General features: G+C 62.7%; 19 protein-coding genes. 1 reads left to right on the plus strand and 18 read right to left on the minus strand.

Going from position 1 to position 17,925, the window contains the following annotated elements; genetic code table 11:
- The 4 genes from rpsC to rplB are packed head-to-tail and all read right to left on the minus strand — an operon-like array spanning position 1 to position 2,215.
- Positions 1-711, minus strand: coding sequence for a 30S ribosomal protein S3 (gene rpsC, locus KTQ37_RS12630; protein WP_218630878.1), 711 nt, complete (start codon positions 709-711; stop codon positions 1-3).
- Positions 711-1,091 (minus strand): 50S ribosomal protein L22, encoded by a 381-nt coding sequence (gene rplV / locus KTQ37_RS12635; RefSeq protein WP_218630879.1) that lies wholly within the window; start codon positions 1,089-1,091, stop codon positions 711-713. The genes rpsC and rplV overlap by 1 nt, the downstream gene beginning before the upstream one ends.
- Before the next feature lie 5 nt (positions 1,092-1,096).
- On the minus strand, positions 1,097-1,375 hold the full coding sequence (rpsS, locus tag KTQ37_RS12640; protein ID WP_218630880.1) for a 30S ribosomal protein S19: 279 nt from the start codon (positions 1,373-1,375) through the stop codon (positions 1,097-1,099).
- 3 nt (positions 1,376-1,378) lie between these two features.
- A complete protein-coding gene (gene rplB, locus KTQ37_RS12645) occupies positions 1,379-2,215 on the minus strand; it encodes a 50S ribosomal protein L2 (RefSeq protein WP_218630881.1) in 837 nt (278 codons plus the stop codon).
- Positions 2,216-2,636: 421 nt separating this feature from the next.
- On the opposite strand from rplB, the gene KTQ37_RS12650 reads away from it, so the two are divergent.
- Positions 2,637-2,891: a hypothetical protein gene (locus KTQ37_RS12650; protein WP_218630882.1), complete on the plus strand. Its 255-nt coding sequence runs from the start codon at positions 2,637-2,639 to the stop codon at positions 2,889-2,891.
- Here the strand turns inward: KTQ37_RS12650 and KTQ37_RS12655 are convergent.
- From KTQ37_RS12655 to rpoC, 14 genes are all read right to left on the minus strand, one after another.
- Positions 2,888-3,184 (minus strand): 50S ribosomal protein L23, encoded by a 297-nt coding sequence (locus KTQ37_RS12655; protein WP_218630883.1) that lies wholly within the window; start codon positions 3,182-3,184, stop codon positions 2,888-2,890. The genes KTQ37_RS12650 and KTQ37_RS12655 overlap by 4 nt on opposite strands.
- Positions 3,181-3,801, minus strand: a complete 621-nt coding sequence (gene rplD / locus KTQ37_RS12660) for a 50S ribosomal protein L4 (protein ID WP_218630884.1) — start codon at positions 3,799-3,801, stop codon at positions 3,181-3,183. The genes KTQ37_RS12655 and rplD overlap by 4 nt, the downstream gene beginning before the upstream one ends.
- Complete coding sequence (gene rplC, locus KTQ37_RS12665) at positions 3,798-4,517, minus strand: 50S ribosomal protein L3 (protein ID WP_218630885.1); 720 nt, start codon at positions 4,515-4,517, stop codon at positions 3,798-3,800. Before rplC ends, rplD begins: the two co-directional genes overlap by 4 nt.
- A 10-nt stretch (positions 4,518-4,527) precedes the next feature.
- Positions 4,528-4,836, minus strand: a complete 309-nt coding sequence (gene rpsJ, locus KTQ37_RS12670) for a 30S ribosomal protein S10 (protein ID WP_218630886.1) — start codon at positions 4,834-4,836, stop codon at positions 4,528-4,530.
- A 212-nt stretch (positions 4,837-5,048) separates the two neighbouring features.
- Positions 5,049-6,224 (minus strand): elongation factor Tu, encoded by a 1,176-nt coding sequence (gene tuf, locus KTQ37_RS12675; protein WP_218630887.1) that lies wholly within the window; start codon positions 6,222-6,224, stop codon positions 5,049-5,051.
- Positions 6,225-6,290: 66 nt separating this feature from the next.
- On the minus strand, positions 6,291-8,414 hold the full coding sequence (gene fusA, locus KTQ37_RS12680; protein WP_218630888.1) for an elongation factor G: 2,124 nt from the start codon (positions 8,412-8,414) through the stop codon (positions 6,291-6,293).
- Positions 8,415-8,428: 14 nt separating this feature from the next.
- Positions 8,429-8,899, minus strand: coding sequence for a 30S ribosomal protein S7 (gene rpsG, locus KTQ37_RS12685; RefSeq protein WP_218630889.1), 471 nt, complete (start codon positions 8,897-8,899; stop codon positions 8,429-8,431).
- A gap of 12 nt (positions 8,900-8,911) precedes the next feature.
- Positions 8,912-9,283 carry a 30S ribosomal protein S12 gene (gene rpsL, locus KTQ37_RS12690; RefSeq protein ID WP_010399029.1) on the minus strand — a complete coding sequence of 124 codons (372 nt, stop codon included), beginning with the start codon at positions 9,281-9,283 and terminating at the stop codon, positions 8,912-8,914.
- 273 nt (positions 9,284-9,556) lie between these two features.
- Entirely contained in the window at positions 9,557-10,282 is a 726-nt protein-coding gene (locus KTQ37_RS12695; protein WP_218630890.1) for a phosphatase PAP2 family protein, read from the minus strand.
- Entirely contained in the window at positions 10,269-11,690 is a 1,422-nt protein-coding gene (locus KTQ37_RS12700) for an ArnT family glycosyltransferase (protein WP_218630891.1), read from the minus strand. The genes KTQ37_RS12695 and KTQ37_RS12700 overlap by 14 nt, the downstream gene beginning before the upstream one ends.
- Positions 11,680-11,985 (minus strand): lipid-A-disaccharide synthase N-terminal domain-containing protein, encoded by a 306-nt coding sequence (locus KTQ37_RS12705; RefSeq protein ID WP_218630892.1) that lies wholly within the window; start codon positions 11,983-11,985, stop codon positions 11,680-11,682. Before KTQ37_RS12705 ends, KTQ37_RS12700 begins: the two co-directional genes overlap by 11 nt.
- 3 nt (positions 11,986-11,988) lie before the next feature.
- Entirely contained in the window at positions 11,989-12,714 is a 726-nt protein-coding gene (locus tag KTQ37_RS12710) for a glycosyltransferase family 2 protein (RefSeq protein WP_218630893.1), read from the minus strand.
- 110 nt (positions 12,715-12,824) lie between these two features.
- Positions 12,825-13,538 carry a hypothetical protein gene (locus tag KTQ37_RS12715; RefSeq protein WP_218630894.1) on the minus strand — a complete coding sequence of 238 codons (714 nt, stop codon included), beginning with the start codon at positions 13,536-13,538 and terminating at the stop codon, positions 12,825-12,827.
- Positions 13,539-13,681: 143 nt separating this feature from the next.
- A complete protein-coding gene (gene rpoC, locus KTQ37_RS12720) occupies positions 13,682-17,908 on the minus strand; it encodes a DNA-directed RNA polymerase subunit beta' (protein ID WP_218630895.1) in 4,227 nt (1,408 codons plus the stop codon).
- Positions 17,909-17,925: the final 17 nt, after the last annotated feature.

The following is a 17,925-nucleotide window of genomic DNA, read 5'->3' on the forward strand; positions in this document are numbered from 1 at the left end:
TCAGCGAGCGTCGCGGCGCGGGCCACGCGGAGCCGGGCCTTCTTGGGCCTCGGCGGCCTTGCGGTCGCGTGCTTGCGGATCATGTTCCATGATCTCGCCTTTGAAGATCCAGACTTTCACGCCGATGATCCCGTAGGGGGTCGTCGCTTCGTCCAGGGCGTAGTCGATGTCGGCGCGCAGCGTGTGCAGCGGCACACGGCCTTCACGGTACCATTCGGTACGCGCGATCTCGGCACCGCCCAGACGGCCGGCGACGTTCACGCGGATACCCAGGGCACCCATGCGCATCGCGTTCTGCACCGCGCGCTTCATGGCGCGACGGAACGAGACGCGACGCTCGAGCTGCTGGCAGATCGACTCGGCAACCAGCTGGGCGTCCAGCTCGGGCTTGCGGACCTCGACGATGTTGAGGTGCAGTTCCGAGTCGGTGAAGTTCGCCAGCTTCTTGCGCAGGACTTCGATGTCCGCGCCTTTCTTGCCGATGATGACGCCCGGACGCGCAGCGTGAATGGTCACGCGGCACTTCTTGTGCGGACGCTCGATGATGACGCGCGAGATGCCCGCCTGCTTGACTTCCTCGTGGATGAATTCACGCATCTTGAGGTCTTCGAGCAGCAGGTTGCCGTACTCTTTGCTGTCGGCATACCAGCGGCTGTCCCAGGTGCGGTTGACCTGGAGACGCATCCCAATGGGGTTAACCTTCTGTCCCATTACGCACGCTCCTCGACTTGACGCACCTTGATGGTGATTTCCGAAAACGGCTTCATGATCTTGCCGAAACGGCCGCGGGCACGCGGACGGCCACGCTTCATCACGAGGTTCTTGCCAACCCAGGCTTCGGCGACGACGAGGCTGTCGACGTCCAGGCCGTGGTTGTTTTCAGCGTTGGCGATAGCCGACTGCAGGCACTTCTTCACGTCAGCAGCGATCCGCTTGTTCGAGAAGGTCAGATCGGCCAGGGCACGATCGACTTTCTTGCCGCGGATCAGGGCGGCGACGAGATTCAGTTTCTGCGGCGAGGTGCGAAGCATCTTGGTCTTGGCCATTGCTTCGTTATCCGCCACGCGGCGCGGATTCTGTTCCTTACCCATGGCTCTTACTTCCTCTTGGCTTTCTTGTCGGCAGCGTGCCCGTAGTAGGTACGGGTCGGCGAGTATTCACCGAACTTCTGACCGATCATCTCTTCGGTCACCGCGACCGGGATGTGCTTCTGACCGTTGTAGACCCCGAAGGTGAGGCCCACGAACTGCGGCAGAATGGTGGAGCGACGCGACCAGATCTTGATCACTTCGCCTTTGCCCGACGCGCGCGCTTTTTCCGCTTTCTTCAGCAGATAGGCGTCAACGAAAGGGCCTTTCCAAACAGAACGTGCCATATCTTAACGACCCTTCTTAGCGTGACGCGAACGGAGAATGTACTTGTCCGTCTTCTTGTTCGAGCGGGTGCGCTTGCCCTTGGTGGGCTTGCCCCACGGGGTCACCGGGTGACGGCCACCCGAGGTGCGGCCTTCACCACCACCATGCGGGTGGTCGATCGGGTTCATCGCGACGCCGCGGACGGTCGGGCGGATGCCCATGTGACGCTTGCGGCCCGCTTTACCGAGGTTCTGGTTCGAGTGGTCGGCGTTCGACACGGCACCGATGGTGGCCATGCATTCCTGACGCACCAGACGCAGCTCGCCCGACGAAAGGCGGATCTGCGCGTAGCCACCGTCACGGCCGACGAACTGGGCGTAGGTGCCCGCGGCACGCGCCAGCTGACCGCCCTTGCCGGGCTTCAGCTCGACGTTGTGCACGATCGTACCGATCGGCATGCCCGAGAACGGCATCGCGTTGCCCGGCTTGATGTCCTGCTTCGCGCCCGCGATCACGGTGTCGCCGACAGCCAGACGCTGCGGGGCCAGGATGTAGGCCAGCTCGCCGTCCTGGTACTTGACCAGCGCGATGAAGGCGGTGCGGTTGGGATCGTATTCGATACGCTCGACCGTAGCCGGAACGTCGAACTTGCGACGCTTGAAATCAACGACGCGGTAGAGACGCTTCGCGCCACCACCCTTGTGCCACATCGTGACGCGCCCGGTATTGTTCCGGCCACCGGTCTTGGTCAAACCCTCGACGAGGGCTTTGACCGGACGGCCTTTCCAAAGCTCCGAACGGTCGATCAGAACCAGCCCACGCTGGCCCGGCGTCGTCGGCTTATACGACTTGAGTGCCATGCTTTCTGTCTTCCGTTAGCTTGCGGCGGGTTGCCCCGCCTGTCTGTGTGTAAAGGGCGCCGAAGCTCCCCAAGTGCAAAAGTCACCGGCCCCGGAACGAATCCGAGGCCGCTAGACAGGCGCGATGTATCAGGGATGGGGGGGCGAGTCTAGGGGCAAGCGGTGAATAATGCCCTGCGTTACGAAGTACTATCGAGCATGCTAAAGGCGCCCTCCCCGCCCGCCAAGTTGGTGTGGCTTCAGGCAGCAAAATGCACGCGAAGCTCGCACCGGCATTGACATGACAAATGCCCTTATCATCCGTGGCAGAGCACGCAAAAGGAGCCCGACAGCCGCCGAAGTCGCAGCACAGCAATTCTAGGTCTCGACCGACTTCGCGGGGCTCAGCCACGATGCAGACGAGCAGCGGGGACTTGAGGAGTTGCTCTGGGCCGACGTGATCGCCGTCATGGAAGAGCGCCAGTTTGAGCGGCTCAAACAGCGGTTCGGCATGTCGCTCAAGGGCAAGAAACTGACCTGCCTCGACATATCCGACAGCTACGAATTCATGGAGCCCGTACTCGTGGCCCTGATCGGGCAAAGACTGCACCGCCTTGGCGTGCGCAACGCAATCCCCCAAAACGAGAAGGCCCCCGCTCGCGCGAGGGCCTTCCCAATTCATGCAACCGAGCCTTAGAGGCCGGTCGAAACGTCAATCGTCTGACCGTCTTCCAGCGTCACGTAGGCTTTCTTGACGTCCGAGCGCACGCCCGGCTGGCCACGGAAGCGCTTCGTCTTGCCTTTGGTGATGGTGGTGTTGACCGCTTTCACCTTGACGCCAAAGAGAGCCTCGACGGCCTCCTTGATCGCAGGCTTGGTCGCGGTTTTCGCCACCTGGAACACGACCGCGCCATTTTCCGAGGCCATGGTGGCTTTCTCGGTGATGACGGGCTTCACGATCACGTCGTAATGTTCGGGTTTCGCGCTCATTTCAGGCGAGCCTCCAGAGCTTCGACACCCGCCTTCGTGATGACCAGGGTCTCACGCTTGAGGATGTCATAGACGTTGGCGCCCATCGACGGCAGAACGTCGAAGCCTTCGATGTTGCGCGCGGCTTTGAGGAAGTTCTCGTTCACCTCGGCGCCGTCGATCACGAGGACCTTCTTCCAGCCCAGCTCCTTGGCGGCTTGCGCCAGCAGCTTGGTCTTGGCTTCGGCCAAATCGGCAGCTTCCAGAACCACAAGGTTACCCGCCTTGGCTTTCGCCGAGAGAGCGTGCTTGAGGCCCAGGGCGCGGAACTTCTTCGTCAGGTCATGGGCGTGCGAACGCGGGGTCGGACCCTTGTACACACCACCGTGACGGAAGATCGGAGCCTTCTTGGAACCGTGACGAGCGCCGCCGGTGCCTTTCTGGCGATAGATCTTCTTGGTCGAGTAGGACACGTCCGACTTGCCCAGCACCGAGTGGGTACCAGCCTGCGCCTTCGCGCGCTGCCAGCGCACGACGCGGTGCAGGATGTCCGCACGCGGCTCCAGACCGAAGATGTCATCCGACAGTTCGATCGAACCGGCTTTGCCGGCGTCGAGCTTGATCACATCGAGTTTCATGCTTCACCCCCTTCGACCGAAGCTTCTTCAGCCGGAGCAGCAGCGCCCTTCAGACCGGCCGGCATCGGAACGTCCGACGGCAGCGGCTTCTTGACGGCGTCCTTGATGGTGACCCAGCCGCCCTTGGCGCCCGGAACCGAGCCCTTGACGAGGATCAGGCCACGATCGGCGTCGGTCTTGACGACCTGGATGTTCTGCGTGGTGACGCGAACAGCACCCAGATGACCCGCCATCTTCTTGCCCTTGAACACCTTGCCGGGGTCCTGGCACTGGCCGGTCGAACCGTGCGAACGGTGCGAGATCGACACACCGTGCGAGGCACGCAGACCGCCGAAGTTGTGGCGCTTCATCGCACCGGCAAAGCCTTTACCGATCGAGGTACCGGCGATGTCGACGAACTGACCGTTGTTGTAGTGTTCGGCCGAGATCTCGGCGCCCACTTCGATCAGGTTCTCCGGCGACACGCGGAACTCGGCCAGCTTGCGCTTCGGCGCCACGTTCGCTTTCGCGAAGTGGCCGCGCATGGCGGCGGTGGTACGCTTGGCCTTCGCTTCGCCCGCGCCGAGCTGAACGGCGGTGTAGCCGTCCTTCTCTTCGGTGCGCTGCGCGACGACCTGGAGGTTTTCGAGTTGGAGAACGGTCACAGGAACCTGCTTACCGTCCTCGAGGAACAGCCGGGTCATGCCCAGCTTCTTGGCGATAACACCAGAACGCATCGTCGCCTCCTCAGACCTTGATCTCGACGTCGACGCCGGCAGCCAGGTCGAGCTTCATCAGCGCGTCCACGGTTTGCGGGGTCGGATCGACGATGTCGAGAAGACGCTTGTGCGTGCGGATTTCCCACTGGTCACGCGACTTCTTGTCGATGTGCGGACCACGGAGAACCGTGAATTTCTCGATTTTGTTCGGCAGCGGGATCGGGCCGCGAACCGTAGCACCGGTACGCTTGGCGGTGTTCACGATTTCCTGGGTGCTGGCGTCCAGCACGCGATAATCGAACGCCTTGAGCCGGATGCGGATGTTTTGACCAGTCATTTAGTCTTGCCTCTCGCAGGGGCTTTCAGGTTGAGAGGCAGACACCGCCGAATGCGACGCCTGCATCGAACCACAATCTCTTGGAGATCAGGGGCGCCGGATATGCGCGTTACCCGAGTCTGTCAAGAGCAAATGGCGCGCCTTTCGGCGCACCACTCATATTCACTCGCGATGTCGCGGACGGGCCCGTTACAGGCCCGTCGAGACGTCGATCACTCGATGATTTTCGAGACGACGCCTGCGCCGACGGTGCGGCCGCCTTCACGGATAGCGAAGCGCAGCTTCTCTTCCATGGCGATCGGGGCGATCAGTTCGACTTCGAACTTCAGGTTGTCGCCCGGCATAACCATCTCGGTGCCTTCCGGCAGCTTCACGGTGCCGGTGACGTCCGTGGTGCGGAAGTAGAACTGCGGACGGTAGTTCGCGAAGAACGGCGTGTGACGGCCACCTTCCTCTTTCGTGAGGATGTAGGCTTCAGCTTCGAACTTCGTGTGCGGCTTCACCGAACCCGGCTTGCACAGAACCTGACCACGCTCAACGCCGTCACGGTCGATACCGCGCAGCAGCGCGCCGATGTTGTCGCCAGCTTCACCGCGATCGAGCAGCTTGCGGAACATCTCGACGCCCGTGCAGGTGGTCTTCTTGGTCGCGCGGATACCGACGATCTCGAGTTCGTCGCCCACGTTCACAGCGCCACGCTCGACACGGCCGGTCACAACGGTGCCGCGGCCCGAGATCGAGAACACGTCTTCGATCGGCATCAGGAACGGCTGGTCGACAGCGCGCTCCGGGGTCGGGATGTACTCGTCGACAGCGGCGATCAGAGCGCGGATCGAATCCTCGCCGATCTCGTTGTCGCGGCCTTCCATCGCGGCCAGAGCCGAGCCCTTGATGATCGGAATATCATCGCCGGGGTAGTCGTACGACGACAGCAGTTCGCGGATTTCCATCTCGACGAGCTCGAGCAGCTCTTCGTCGTCGACCTGGTCAACCTTGTTCATGTACACGACCATGTACGGAATGCCGACCTGACGGCCGAGCAGGATGTGCTCGCGCGTCTGCGGCATCGGGCCGTCGGCCGCGTTCACAACCAGGATCGCGCCGTCCATCTGCGCCGCACCCGTGATCATGTTCTTCACGTAGTCGGCGTGGCCGGGGCAGTCGACGTGCGCGTAGTGACGGTTCGCCGATTCATATTCAACGTGGGCCGTCGAGATCGTGATCCCGCGAGCCTTCTCTTCCGGCGCGCCGTCAATCTGGTCGTAGGCCTTGAATTCACCAAAGTACTTGGTGATCGCAGCCGTCAGCGTCGTCTTGCCGTGGTCAACGTGGCCAATCGTGCCGATGTTGACGTGCGGTTTCGTCCGTTCAAACTTTGCCTTTGCCATAATGGCCTCCTGTAGTCCTTAAAACCCGTGGGAAAGGCGCCCGGGTTACCCCGGACGCCGTCGCCCTTAGGCGTATTTCTTCTGGATTTCGTCCGAGATGTTCTGCGGAACGGCTTCGTAGTGATCGAAGATCATGGTGAAGACCGCACGGCCCGAGGACATCGAACGCAGGTTGTTGATGTAGCCGAACATGTTCGCCAGCGGCACCATCGCGTTGATCACGTTGGCGTTGCCGCGGGTGTCCTGGCCCTGAACCATGCCGCGACGGCTGGTCAGGTCGCCGATGATGCCGCCGGTGTATTCTTCCGGGGTCACCACTTCGACTTTCATGATCGGCTCGAGCAGCTTCGCACCGGCCTTCTTCAGGCCTTCGCGCATGGCAGCACGGGTCGCGATTTCGAAGGCCAGCACCGACGAGTCGACGTCGTGGTACGCACCGTCAATAAGCGCGACCTTGAAATCGATAACCGGGAAGCCCGCGAGCGGACCCGAGTCCATGACCGACTTGATGCCCTTTTCGACGCCGGGGATGTATTCCTTCGGCACCGCACCGCCCACGATCTTCGATTCGAACGAGTAGCCCTCGCCCGGCTCGGTCGGGGTGATGACGAGCTTGACGCGCGCGAACTGGCCGGTACCACCGGTCTGTTTCTTGTGCGTGTAGTCGATCTCGGCTTCGCGCGAGATGGTTTCGCGGTAGGCCACCTGCGGAGCACCGATGTTCGCCTCGACCTTGAACTCGCGACGCATACGGTCGACGAGGATGTCGAGGTGAAGTTCGCCCATGCCCTTCATGATGGTCTGGCCCGACTCGAAGTTGGTCTCGACGCGGAACGACGGGTCTTCGGCAGCCAGGCGAGCGAGGGCGAGGCCCATCTTCTCCTGGTCGGCTTTCGACTTCGGCTCGACCGCGATCTCGATAACCGGATCGGGGAAGGTCATGGTTTCCAGAACCACCGGCTTGGCGGCGTCGCACAGCGTGTCGCCCGTGGTGGTTTCTTTCAGACCGGCCAGCGCGATGATGTCGCCAGCGAACGCTTCGTCGATCTCTTCACGGTTGATCGAGTGCATCATCATCATACGACCGATGCGCTCTTTCTTGCCCTTGGTCGCGTTCAGAACCGAGTCGCCCTTCTTCATCACGCCCGAGTAGATGCGGGTGAAGGTCAGCGAGCCGACGAAGGGGTCGTTCATGATCTTGAACGCGAGGCCCGAGAAGGGCTCATCGTCCGTAGCATGACGCTCGATGTTACGGGTTTCGGTCTCGTCGCCCGGAGCGAAGCCGACGTATGCCGGAACGTCCAGCGGACCCGGCAGGAAGTCGATCACCGCGTTGAGCAGCGGCTGAACGCCCTTGTTCTTGAAGGCCGAGCCAGCGAGAACCGGGAAGAACGCCATCGCGAGCGTACCCTTGCGGATCAGCTTGCGCAGGGTGTCCTCGTCGGGCTCGTTGCCCTCGAGGTAGGCTTCCATCGCGTCGTCATCCATTTCAACGGCGAGTTCAACCATCTTGCCGCGCCATTCGTCGGCGAGGTCCTGCAGCTCTTCACGGATCGGCTGACGGATCCAGCTTGCGCCGAGATCTTCGCCCTTCCAGACCCATTCTTCCATCTTGATCAGGTCGATCTGACCTTCAAGCTGGTCTTCGGCGCCGATCGGGAGCGCAACGGGGCACGGGGTGCCGCCGGTGCGGTCCTTGATCATTTCGACGCACTTGAAGTAGTCCGCGCCGATCTTGTCCATCTTGTTGACGAACACGATCCGCGGAACCTTGTAGCGGTCAGCCTGACGCCACACGGTTTCGGTCTGGGGTTCGACACCGGCGTTGGCGTCGAGCAGGCAGACCGCACCGTCGAGAACCGCCAGCGAGCGTTCGACTTCAATGGTGAAGTCCACGTGACCGGGGGTGTCGATGATGTTGAAGCGGAACTGGGTGTCCGAGGTGCCCTCTTTGGTCGGATCTTCCTGGCGCTGCCAGAAAGTGGTCGTCGCGGCCGAGGTGATGGTGATACCGCGTTCCTGCTCCTGCTCCATCCAGTCCATCGTCGCGGCGCCGTCGTGGACTTCGCCGATCTTGTGGGACTTGCCGGTGTAGTAGAGGATCCGCTCGGTCGTGGTCGTTTTGCCCGCATCGATGTGGGCCATGATCCCGAAGTTGCGGTAGCGGCTCAGCGGATAGGCGCGTGCCATTTTTCGTGCTCCTGTTACCAGCGGTAATGGCTGAACGCTTTGTTCGCGTCGGCCATCTTGTGGGTGTCTTCGCGCTTCTTCACGGCCGAACCACGCGAGTTCACCGCATCCAGAAGCTCGCCGGCGAGACGCTCTTCCATGGTGTTCTCGTTACGGTTCTTGGCGGCAGTGATCAGCCAACGAATGGCCAGCGCTTCGCGGCGGGTCGGGCGAACCTCGACCGGCACCTGGTAGGTCGCACCACCCACACGACGCGAACGCACTTCAACCGAAGGCTTCACGTTGTCGAGGGCTTCGTGGAACACTTCGATCGGCTCGCGCTTGAGCTTGCCTTCGACGCGCTCCAGGGCGCTATAGACGATGCGTTCGGCGGCCGATTTCTTGCCGTCGATCATCAGGTTGTTCATGAACTTGGTCAGCACGCGATCGCCATACTTGGCGTCCGGCAGAACTTCGCGCTTCTCAGCAGCGTGACGACGAGACATCTGGTGATCTCCTTATTTCGGACGCTTCGCGCCGTATTTCGAACGACGCTGACGGCGGTCTTTGACGCCTTGGGTATCCAGCACACCGCGCAGGATGTGGTAACGGACACCCGGAAGGTCTTTCACACGGCCGCCGCGGATGAGCACAACGGAGTGCTCTTGCAGGTTGTGCTTTTCGCCCGGGATGTAGGAGATGACCTCGAAGCCGTTCGTCAGGCGCACTTTGGCGACCTTACGCATAGCCGAGTTCGGTTTCTTCGGCGTCGTGGTGTAGACGCGGGTGCAGACGCCGCGCTTTTGCGGGCACGACTGCAGGTGCTGCGACTTCGAGCGCTGCACCTTGGGCTGCCGCGGTTTGCGGATCAGCTGTTGGATGGTAGGCATTCCGGTTCCCCGTATTTGCTCTGTCAATACTCGCAGCCCGGCAGGGTGGGACCCAAACTGGACTGCGCCACTTCTCGACGACGCTCCACGCGGACCGTGAAACGCCAAACCGCACCCTTCCCTGCCGAGTGGCCGGGTCGAATGCGCCTTAATTTCAGAGGATCGAGGGTAAACCCCGGGATAGTGCCGCTGAAATCTGTCGCCCTTGGGACATACTGAGCCCGTCGGGTAGCGGCGCTATATGGGGAGTCGCGGGTATTGTCAACCGCAGGGTCAAACCCGCTCCTTGCCACCAAGGCGAAACCAACCGAGGCGGCCTTCGAAGGCGGCGTAAAGCAACCAGGCCCCGCTGAGCGTGACCAAGGCCGCAAAGACCGCATCCGAGACGAAATGCCGCCCCGTGACCACCCGCTGCGCGGCGATGAACGTCGGAATGAACACGGCAACCACGATGGCGTAATTGCCTACCCAACGCTCGATCCGCTCCGCCGAGAAGCGCCAGAGCAGGATCACCAGCGCCAGAGCGACCGCCGCCGAGACCTCGCCCGACACAAACGAGCAGTTGCGCGCACATTGATCGACGAAGCTCCAGGCGGGCGTGAAGGTCAGATCGCCGCCAAACTCGGTCACCGTGGCCGGGCGGGCACGGCCCGAATAGGCCTTGAGAAAGCCGTTCACCAGCAGGCCGGGCAGCAGAAGGTAGAGCGTAAAGACAAAACCCCAGGCCCGCGCCGACAACCCAAGCACGTTACGACGGCGCGCCAGTGCGCGCCACATCGCGAAGGGCGACAGGATAAAAACAAGGATCGAGAGATCCCAGATACGCTGGCGCAGGAACTCCCACATCGGGTTTCCGATCACGCGAAAGCCGTCCCAGGGGCTCCAGAACAGGCTGGACAGCGCCAGATCGACCGAAGGCGCGCCGACGAACAGTGCCAGCGCCGCCAGCCATCCGGCCAACAGCCAGCGCCCCGTCATCTGGTAATCAATCGGCGGCATTCAGACACTCCGCATCCACAAGGTAAGGCGCGACCGCCCGGCTCGACCAGTATCCCGACAGGGAAAAGGCCGCGACCGGGGCAAGGGGCCCCGCCCCACAATCCGGGGCTGCGGCCTGAATTGCAAGGACGCGTCCGGTGAAGCCTTCGGGAAGCGCGTAGTTCTGCTCGTAATAATGCCGCGCGCGGCCTTCGGGGCGCGGGGCATATATCGCGATGACGCTGTCGCGCCCTGTGTAGAGCAGATCGGCCAGGATATCGCGGTTCGCGGCCAGGACCGGAACGCCCTCGGCGCGCGCGAGATCAAGGATCTCGCGGCTCAGCTCGGCCCGGCCAAGATAGCGGCGCAGGAGCGGCTCGCCGTCGCGCTCCGGCCAAGGGGCCAGAACGGTCAACAGCGGGAAGGCCACCACGACGATCAGGTTCAGCGCGAGCGCCACACGGCGCCACAGCCCCGGCAGGATCATCGCCACCAGAACCGTCCCCGGAAAGTAGGCGGCCACCGCCCAATTGGCATAGGCCTGCGAGAGCAGCGCCTGCACCGTCACCGCGACCAGCGGCGGCAGGCTGAGCACCGCCAGCGCGCCGCGCACGTTCCGGCGCGCAGTGACGACACCCCAGATCAGAGCAGCCATGGCGATCGGCCCAAAAACCGCGAACTGGCTGGCCAGGAACTCGGCCATCGAGGCGAAATTCAACGTCGCACCACCGCGCACCCAGCCGACATTGTCCATCGTATGCTCGACAGTGGTCAGATCATGGGTCAGGTTCCACAGCACATTGGGCGAGATCACCGCGCCGAAGGCCAAAGCCGCCAGCAGCGCATTGCGCCAGCCGGTGCGAAACTGCGGGGCCAACAGCATGGCCAGCACAAGGCCCGGGACCAGATAGATCGCGGCATATTTCGCCAGAAACGCAGCACCTGCACTCGCCCCGGCCAGAGCGGCGTCAGGCGCCCTGCTCTCTTGCGCCGCGCGCAGCCAGAACAGCAGCGCCAGCGCGTAGAACGGCGCCATGATCGTATCGGTCGAAATCAGCAGCGAGCCGACCACCACGAAAGGCAGCGTGACGTAAAGCACCGCCGTCCAGATCGCGGCGCTCCGATCAGCCAGCCGCGCCGCGACGGCACCAAGCACCAGCGCGGTCACCCCGTGCAACACCGCCCCCGGCATCCGAACCCAGAACGGGCTGTCCGATCCCGCCAGATCGGTCACGAGCCGGATCGCCCAGCCGATCAACGGCGGTTTGGAGTAGTAGCCAAAATCGAGGTTCTGGCTCCAAAGCCAGTATTGCGATTCATCAACAAACAGGTCAGTCCGGTTGAAGGCCAGCGCCAACAGCCGCAACCCGGTGATCGCGGCGACGAAGGCAAACGCTGGCCGGAACCAGCCCTGCGCCTCAGACTTCATCGCGACGCTTGGCATAGATCAGCCAAAGGTTGCGAATATAGATGATCACGCCAAGTGCCTGCCCGAGAATGAACACCGGGTCAGTGCGGTAGATCGCATAGCTGAGCAGCATGACGCCCCCGGCCAGCGAAAAATACCAGAACGCCAGCGGGATCACGGAATCCCGCGCGCGCTCCGAGGCGATCCACTGCACCAGGAAGCGCGCGGTAAACATCCCCTGCGCAAGGAAGCCAAAGACAACCCACCAAAGCTCGGTCGTGCTGTCCACGTGCAGAACGGTCATCAGCCAGTGCATGGATTACTCCGCGATCTCGGTGGGGCGGGATTTCTTGCGACGACGCAAGAGCCAGGCAACGCCGGCCAGATCGACGACGCCGACAAGCCCGCGTTGCAGGTTGGAATAATGCGAGCGCCCCCCGCCCCGCTGGCGGTGGCTGACATCGACATGGGCAACCTGCCAGCCGTCACGCGCAAACAGCGCGGGCAGGTAGCGGTGCATGTGATCGAAATAGGGAAGGCGCAGGAAAGCCTCGCGGCGGAAGGCCTTGAGCCCGCAACCGGTGTCGCGCGTCCCGTCCTTGAGCACGCGCGAGCGGATCGCGTTGGCGAATTTCGACGCGAGTTTCTTGGACATCGTGTCCTGTCGCCCGACGCGCTGCCCGGCAACGATGCCGATCAACTCCGAGCCCTCGGCCAGAAGCGGTGCCATCAGCTTGGGAAGTTCCGAGGGCGGGTTCTGCCCATCGCCATCAAGCGTGCAGATCACAGCGCCTTTCGCGACGAGAACGCCGGAATGCACCGCCGCCGACTGCCCGCCAGAGCGGTCATGACGCAGCACACGCAGTCGCGGCGCTCGGGCGCGGCGCGCCTGCAAGATCGCGGCCATGCCATCGTCCGAGGCATCATCGACCACGACCACCTCGTAGTCGCACACCCGTTCCAGAGCGGTATCGATACCGTCCAGAAGCGCCTCGATATTCGAGGCCTCGTTCTTCGCCGGGATTACGATTGTTACGTCCGTCATGGCCCCACAACCATTTGCCACCCTTGTTGGGTGGGCCTCCTCTTACTCGCAGGTCAGGCGGATGTAAACGTCACAGGCAGCGAGGGCGCGCCCCGCCGCCTGTGCAGCGATTAGCCGAACTTGGCGAAAAGCTTGGAATAGGGCACTTTTAGGCCCGATTGCGCGGCGATCCCGGCCGCCAGATCCCCGGCGCGCGCGGCGTCGCCAAACGCCTTGACCGAGGCGGCGAAGCCCTCGGCCAGCGGTGCATAGGCCGGATCGGCCGCCTCTGGCGCGGGATGAGCAAGGATTTCAGCAGCAAGGTGCTCAAGCACCGCCGCCTCGGCCTGCATCCGTGCCATGCCAGCATCACCAAGCGCCAAGAAGTCCGTCTCGAGCACCTCTTTCATCGCAGCATGATAGGCGTTCATGCGGTCCGAGAAGCCGACGATATCGTTGCGCATGTGCAGCGCGGCCACGGCCTCGCGCACCTCTTCAAGCGTGAGATGCGCGGTCGGCAAATCCCCTGCCCCGACCTGCTGGCCTGCCGCAGCGATCAGCCCGTTGACGGTGGTGAAGGTCTCTGCCAGCGCGGTGTCCTCGGCATATTGCGGCGGCGGGTCGATCGTCCAGCCAGCGACGATCTGGCTCCAGGCGCCGTCGAATTTCTCGAGCGCCGCGGCGGTTTCAGCCTGTTTGCCCTGGTTGCTCAGGAACAACGCGGCGCGATAGGCGCCATAGGCCTGACGCAGCTGCGCCTCGCCCTCGCGGAACGTCACCGCCCAAGCAGGCATCGCCACCGACATCGCCAATGCGACGGCCAACATCTTTGCGCCTGTGTTCATCTCAATCTCCTTCTGGGCCAATAATCTGTTTCAACGCTATCGCCCGCGACCTCCGTCGCACCTGCGACATTCGGCCCCAGGAAAGAAAAACCCCCGCGCGAGCGGATCGCGCGGGGGTCTGGTTCTACTTACTCAAGACGCGATTAATCGCGGCTTTCCGGCGTCTCGACCGGACCGAAATCAGCCTCTTCGACGATCGGAGCCGCCAGCGCAGCCGCGGCTTCCGCCTCGGCGCGACGTGCCTCGATGACCTTGTGGTCGCGGTCCGCAGCGATCTTGCGCACGCGGGTGGTCGCGCCACCCGTGCCCGCCGGGATCAGACGGCCGACGATCACGTTCTCTTTCAGACCGACGAGCTTGTCGCGCTTGCCCTGAACCGAGGCTTCGGTCAGCACGCGGGTCGTCTCCTGGAAGGAGGCCGCCGAGATGAACGAACGGGTCTGCAGCGAGGCCTTGGTGATACCCAAGAGCACCGGCTCGCCCGAGGCCGGACGGCCACCGCGCGCTTCGACCTTGGCGTTCTCTTCTTCGAACTCCGCCTTGTCGATGTGCTCGCCCTTGAGCAGCGTCGTATCGCCCGAGTCGAGGATCTCGATCTTTTGCAGCATCTGGCGAACGATCACCTCGATGTGCTTGTCGTTGATCTTCACGCCCTGCAGTCGATAGACGTCCTGCACCTCGTCGATGAGGTAGTCGGCCAGAGCCTCGATCCCCATGATGCGCAGGATGTCATGCGGCGCCGGGTTGCCGTCCATGATGTAGTCACCCTTCTGCACGAAGTCGCCTTCCTGCACCGGGATGTGCTTGCCTTTCGGCACCATGTATTCGACCGGCTCCAGACCTTCCTGCGACGGCTCGATGGCGATGCGGCGCTTGTTCTTGTAGTCCTTGCCAAAGCGCACATAGCCGTCGATCTCGGCGATGATGGCGTGATCCTTCGGACGACGGGCTTCGAAGAGTTCGGCCACACGCGGCAGACCGCCGGTGATGTCCTTGGTCTTCGCGCCTTCGCGCGGGATACGGGCGACAACGTCACCGGCCTTGATCTCCTGACCGTCCTCGATCGACAGAATCGCGTCGACCGACATCGGGTAGGTGACCGGGTTGCCAGCCTCGTTGCGCACCGGTTCGCCATCGGCGTTGACGATGATGATCTCGGGCTTGAGGTCGTTGCCTTTCGGCGCCGCCCGCCAGTCCGTGACGATCTTCTGCGTCATGCCGGTCGCTTCGTCGGTTTCCTCGCGCACGGCGATACCCGAAACCAGGTCCACGAACTTCGCCACACCCGCCTTTTCGGCGATGATCGGAAGGGTGTAGGGGTCCCATTCGTAAAGCTTGGTGCCGCGCTTGACCGCGTCGCCTTCCTTGACGTGCAGCTTCGAGCCGTAGGTGAGCTTGTGGCTCGCCCGCTCTTCGCCGTGCTCGTCAATGATCGCCATCTGCATGTTGCGGCCCATGACGATCTGTTCGCCATTGGCGTTGGTCAGCAGGTTGGCGTTACGGAACTCGATCTTGCCCTCCTGGCTCGCTTCCTGGAAGGACTGCGAACCACCCTGAGCGATACCGCCGATGTGGAACGTCCGCATCGTCAGCTGCGTGCCGGGTTCACCGATCGACTGCGCGGCGATGATACCCACCGCTTCGCCCTGGTTCACCAAAGTACCGCGCGCCAGGTCACGACCGTAGCAGAGCGCGCAAACGCCCTCGTCGGCCTCACAGGTCAGAGCGGAGCGGATACGCACCGACTGCACGCCGGCCTGCTCGACCAGATCGGCCTTGCGCTCGTCGATCAGCTCGTTCTTGCGCACGATGACTTCGTCCGAACCCGGAACCAGAACGTCGTCCGCGGCCACACGGCCCAGAACACGCTCGGACAGGGGCGCGACAACTTCGCCATCGTTGACCGCGGCCGAAGCGGTGATCGCACGCTCGGTGCCGCAATCGTGCGAACGCACGATGCAGTCCTGCGCCACGTCCACCAGACGGCGGGTCAGGTAACCCGAGTTCGCCGTCTTGAGCGCGGTGTCGGCCAGACCCTTACGGGCGCCGTGGGTCGAGTTGAAGTATTCAAGAACGGTCAGACCTTCCTTGAAGTTCGAGATGATCGGCGTCTCGATGATCTCGCCCGACGGCTTGGCCATCAGGCCGCGCATACCGCCAAGCTGCTTCATCTGCGCCGGCGAACCCCGCGCACCCGAGTGCGACATCATGTAGACCGAGTTCGGCTCTTTCTCCATGCCCGCATCGTCCACGCGCACGGCCGAGATCTCTTTCATCATCTCGCCGGCCACGGCGTCCGAGCACTTCGACCAGGCGTCGACAACCTTGTTGTACTTTTCGCCCTGAGTGATCAGGCCGTCCATGTACTGCTGTTCGAACTCTTTGACCTGATCGCGCACGCCGTTCACGATGTCCCACTTGGTATCGGGGATCACCATGTCGTCCTTGCCGAACGAGATACCGGCGCGGAAGGCCTCGCGGAAGCCCATGCCCATGATCTGGTCACAGAAGATCACCGACTCTTTCTGGCCGCAGTAACGGTAGACGGTGTCGATGACGTTCTGAACGTCCTTCTTGCGCAGCAGGCGGTTCACCAGATCGAACGGCGCCTTGGCGTTCAGCGGCAGCAGAGCACCCAGGCGCATACGGCCGGGGGTGGTCTCGTAACGCTTGAAGACCTCGTTGCCCTCTTCGTCGATCTGCTTGATGCGCGCGCTGATCTTGGCGTGCAGGTGCACGACGCCGGCGTTCAGCGCGTGTTCCACTTCCTCGACCGAACCGAAGGTCATGCCTTCGCCCGGCATGCCCTTGCGCTCCATCGTGGTGTAGTAGAGGCCAAGGATCATGTCCTGCGACGGAACGATGATCGGCGAGCCGTTGGCGGGCGACAGAACGTTGTTCGTCGACATCATCAGAACGCGGGCTTCCAGCTGGGCTTCCAGCGAAAGCGGCACGTGGACGGCCATCTGGTCACCGTCGAAGTCGGCGTTGAACGCCGAGCAGACGAGCGGGTGCAGCTGGATCGCCTTGCCTTCGATCAGAACGGGTTCGAAAGCCTGAATGCCCAGACGGTGCAGCGTCGGCGCGCGGTTCAGCAGAACCGGGTGCTCGCGGATCACCTCGTCCAGGATATCCCAAACCTCGGGACGCTCTTTCTCGACCAGTTTCTTAGCTTGCTTCACGGTGCTCGACAGGCCCTTGGCTTCAAGGCGCGAGTAGATGAAGGGCTTGAACAGTTCGAGCGCCATCTTCTTGGGCAGACCGCACTGGTGCAGCTTGAGTTCCGGGCCGGTCACGATGACCGAACGGCCCGAGAAGTCGACGCGCTTACCCAGAAGGTTCTGACGGAAGCGGCCTTGCTTACCCTTGAGCATGTCCGAGAGCGACTTCAGCGGGCGCTTGTTGGTGCCCGTGATGACGCGGCCACGACGGCCGTTGTCGAACAGCGCATCGACCGATTCCTGCAGCATCCGCTTTTCGTTGCGCACGATGATATCGGGCGCACGCAGCTCGATCAGGCGCTTGAGGCGGTTGTTGCGGTTGATGACGCGGCGATAGAGGTCGTTCAGGTCCGAAGTCGCGAAACGGCCACCATCGAGCGGCACGAGCGGACGCAGTTCCGGCGGGATCACCGGAAGCACGGTCAGCACCATCCACTCGGGGCGGTTGCCCGATTCGATGAAGCTCTCGACGATCTTCAGACGCTTGATGATCTTCTTCGGCTTCAGTTCGCCAGTGGCTTCCTTCAGCTCTTCGCGGAGCTGCTCGGCGGTGGCGTCCAGATCGATCGCGGCCAGCATCTCGCGGATCGCCTCAGCGCCGATATTGGCGGTGAAAGCGTCGGCGCCATACTGGTCCTGCGCGTCCAGATACTCGTCTTCGGTCAGCAGCTGACCATAGCTCAGGTCGGTCAGACCCGGCTCGATGACGACGTAGTTTTCGAAGTAGAGGATGCGCTCGAGATCGCGCAGCGTCATGTCCAGCATCAGGCCGATGCGCGAGGGCAGCGACTTGAGGAACCAGATGTGGGCGACGGGCGAGGCCAGCTCAATGTGGCCCATGCGCTCGCGGCGCACCTTCTGAAGGGTGACTTCGACGCCGCATTTCTCGCAGACGACGCCGCGATACTTCATGCGCTTGTACTTGCCGCACAGGCACTCGTAATCCTTGATCGGGCCAAAGATACGGGCGCAGAACAGGCCATCACGCTCCGGCTTGAAGGTCCGGTAGTTGATGGTCTCGGGCTTCTTGATCTCGCCGTAGGACCACGACAGGATGCGCTCGGGCGAGGCCAGCGAGATCTTGATCTCGTCGAACTGCTTGGGCGCGGCCAGCGGGTTGAACGGGTTTTGGGTCAGTTCCTGGTTCATCTGTTATTCCTTGAATG

The sequence above is a fragment of the Sedimentimonas flavescens genome (genome assembly GCF_019264375.1).
Taxonomy (GTDB): Bacteria; Pseudomonadota; Alphaproteobacteria; order Rhodobacterales; family Rhodobacteraceae; genus Rhodobacter; species Rhodobacter flavescens.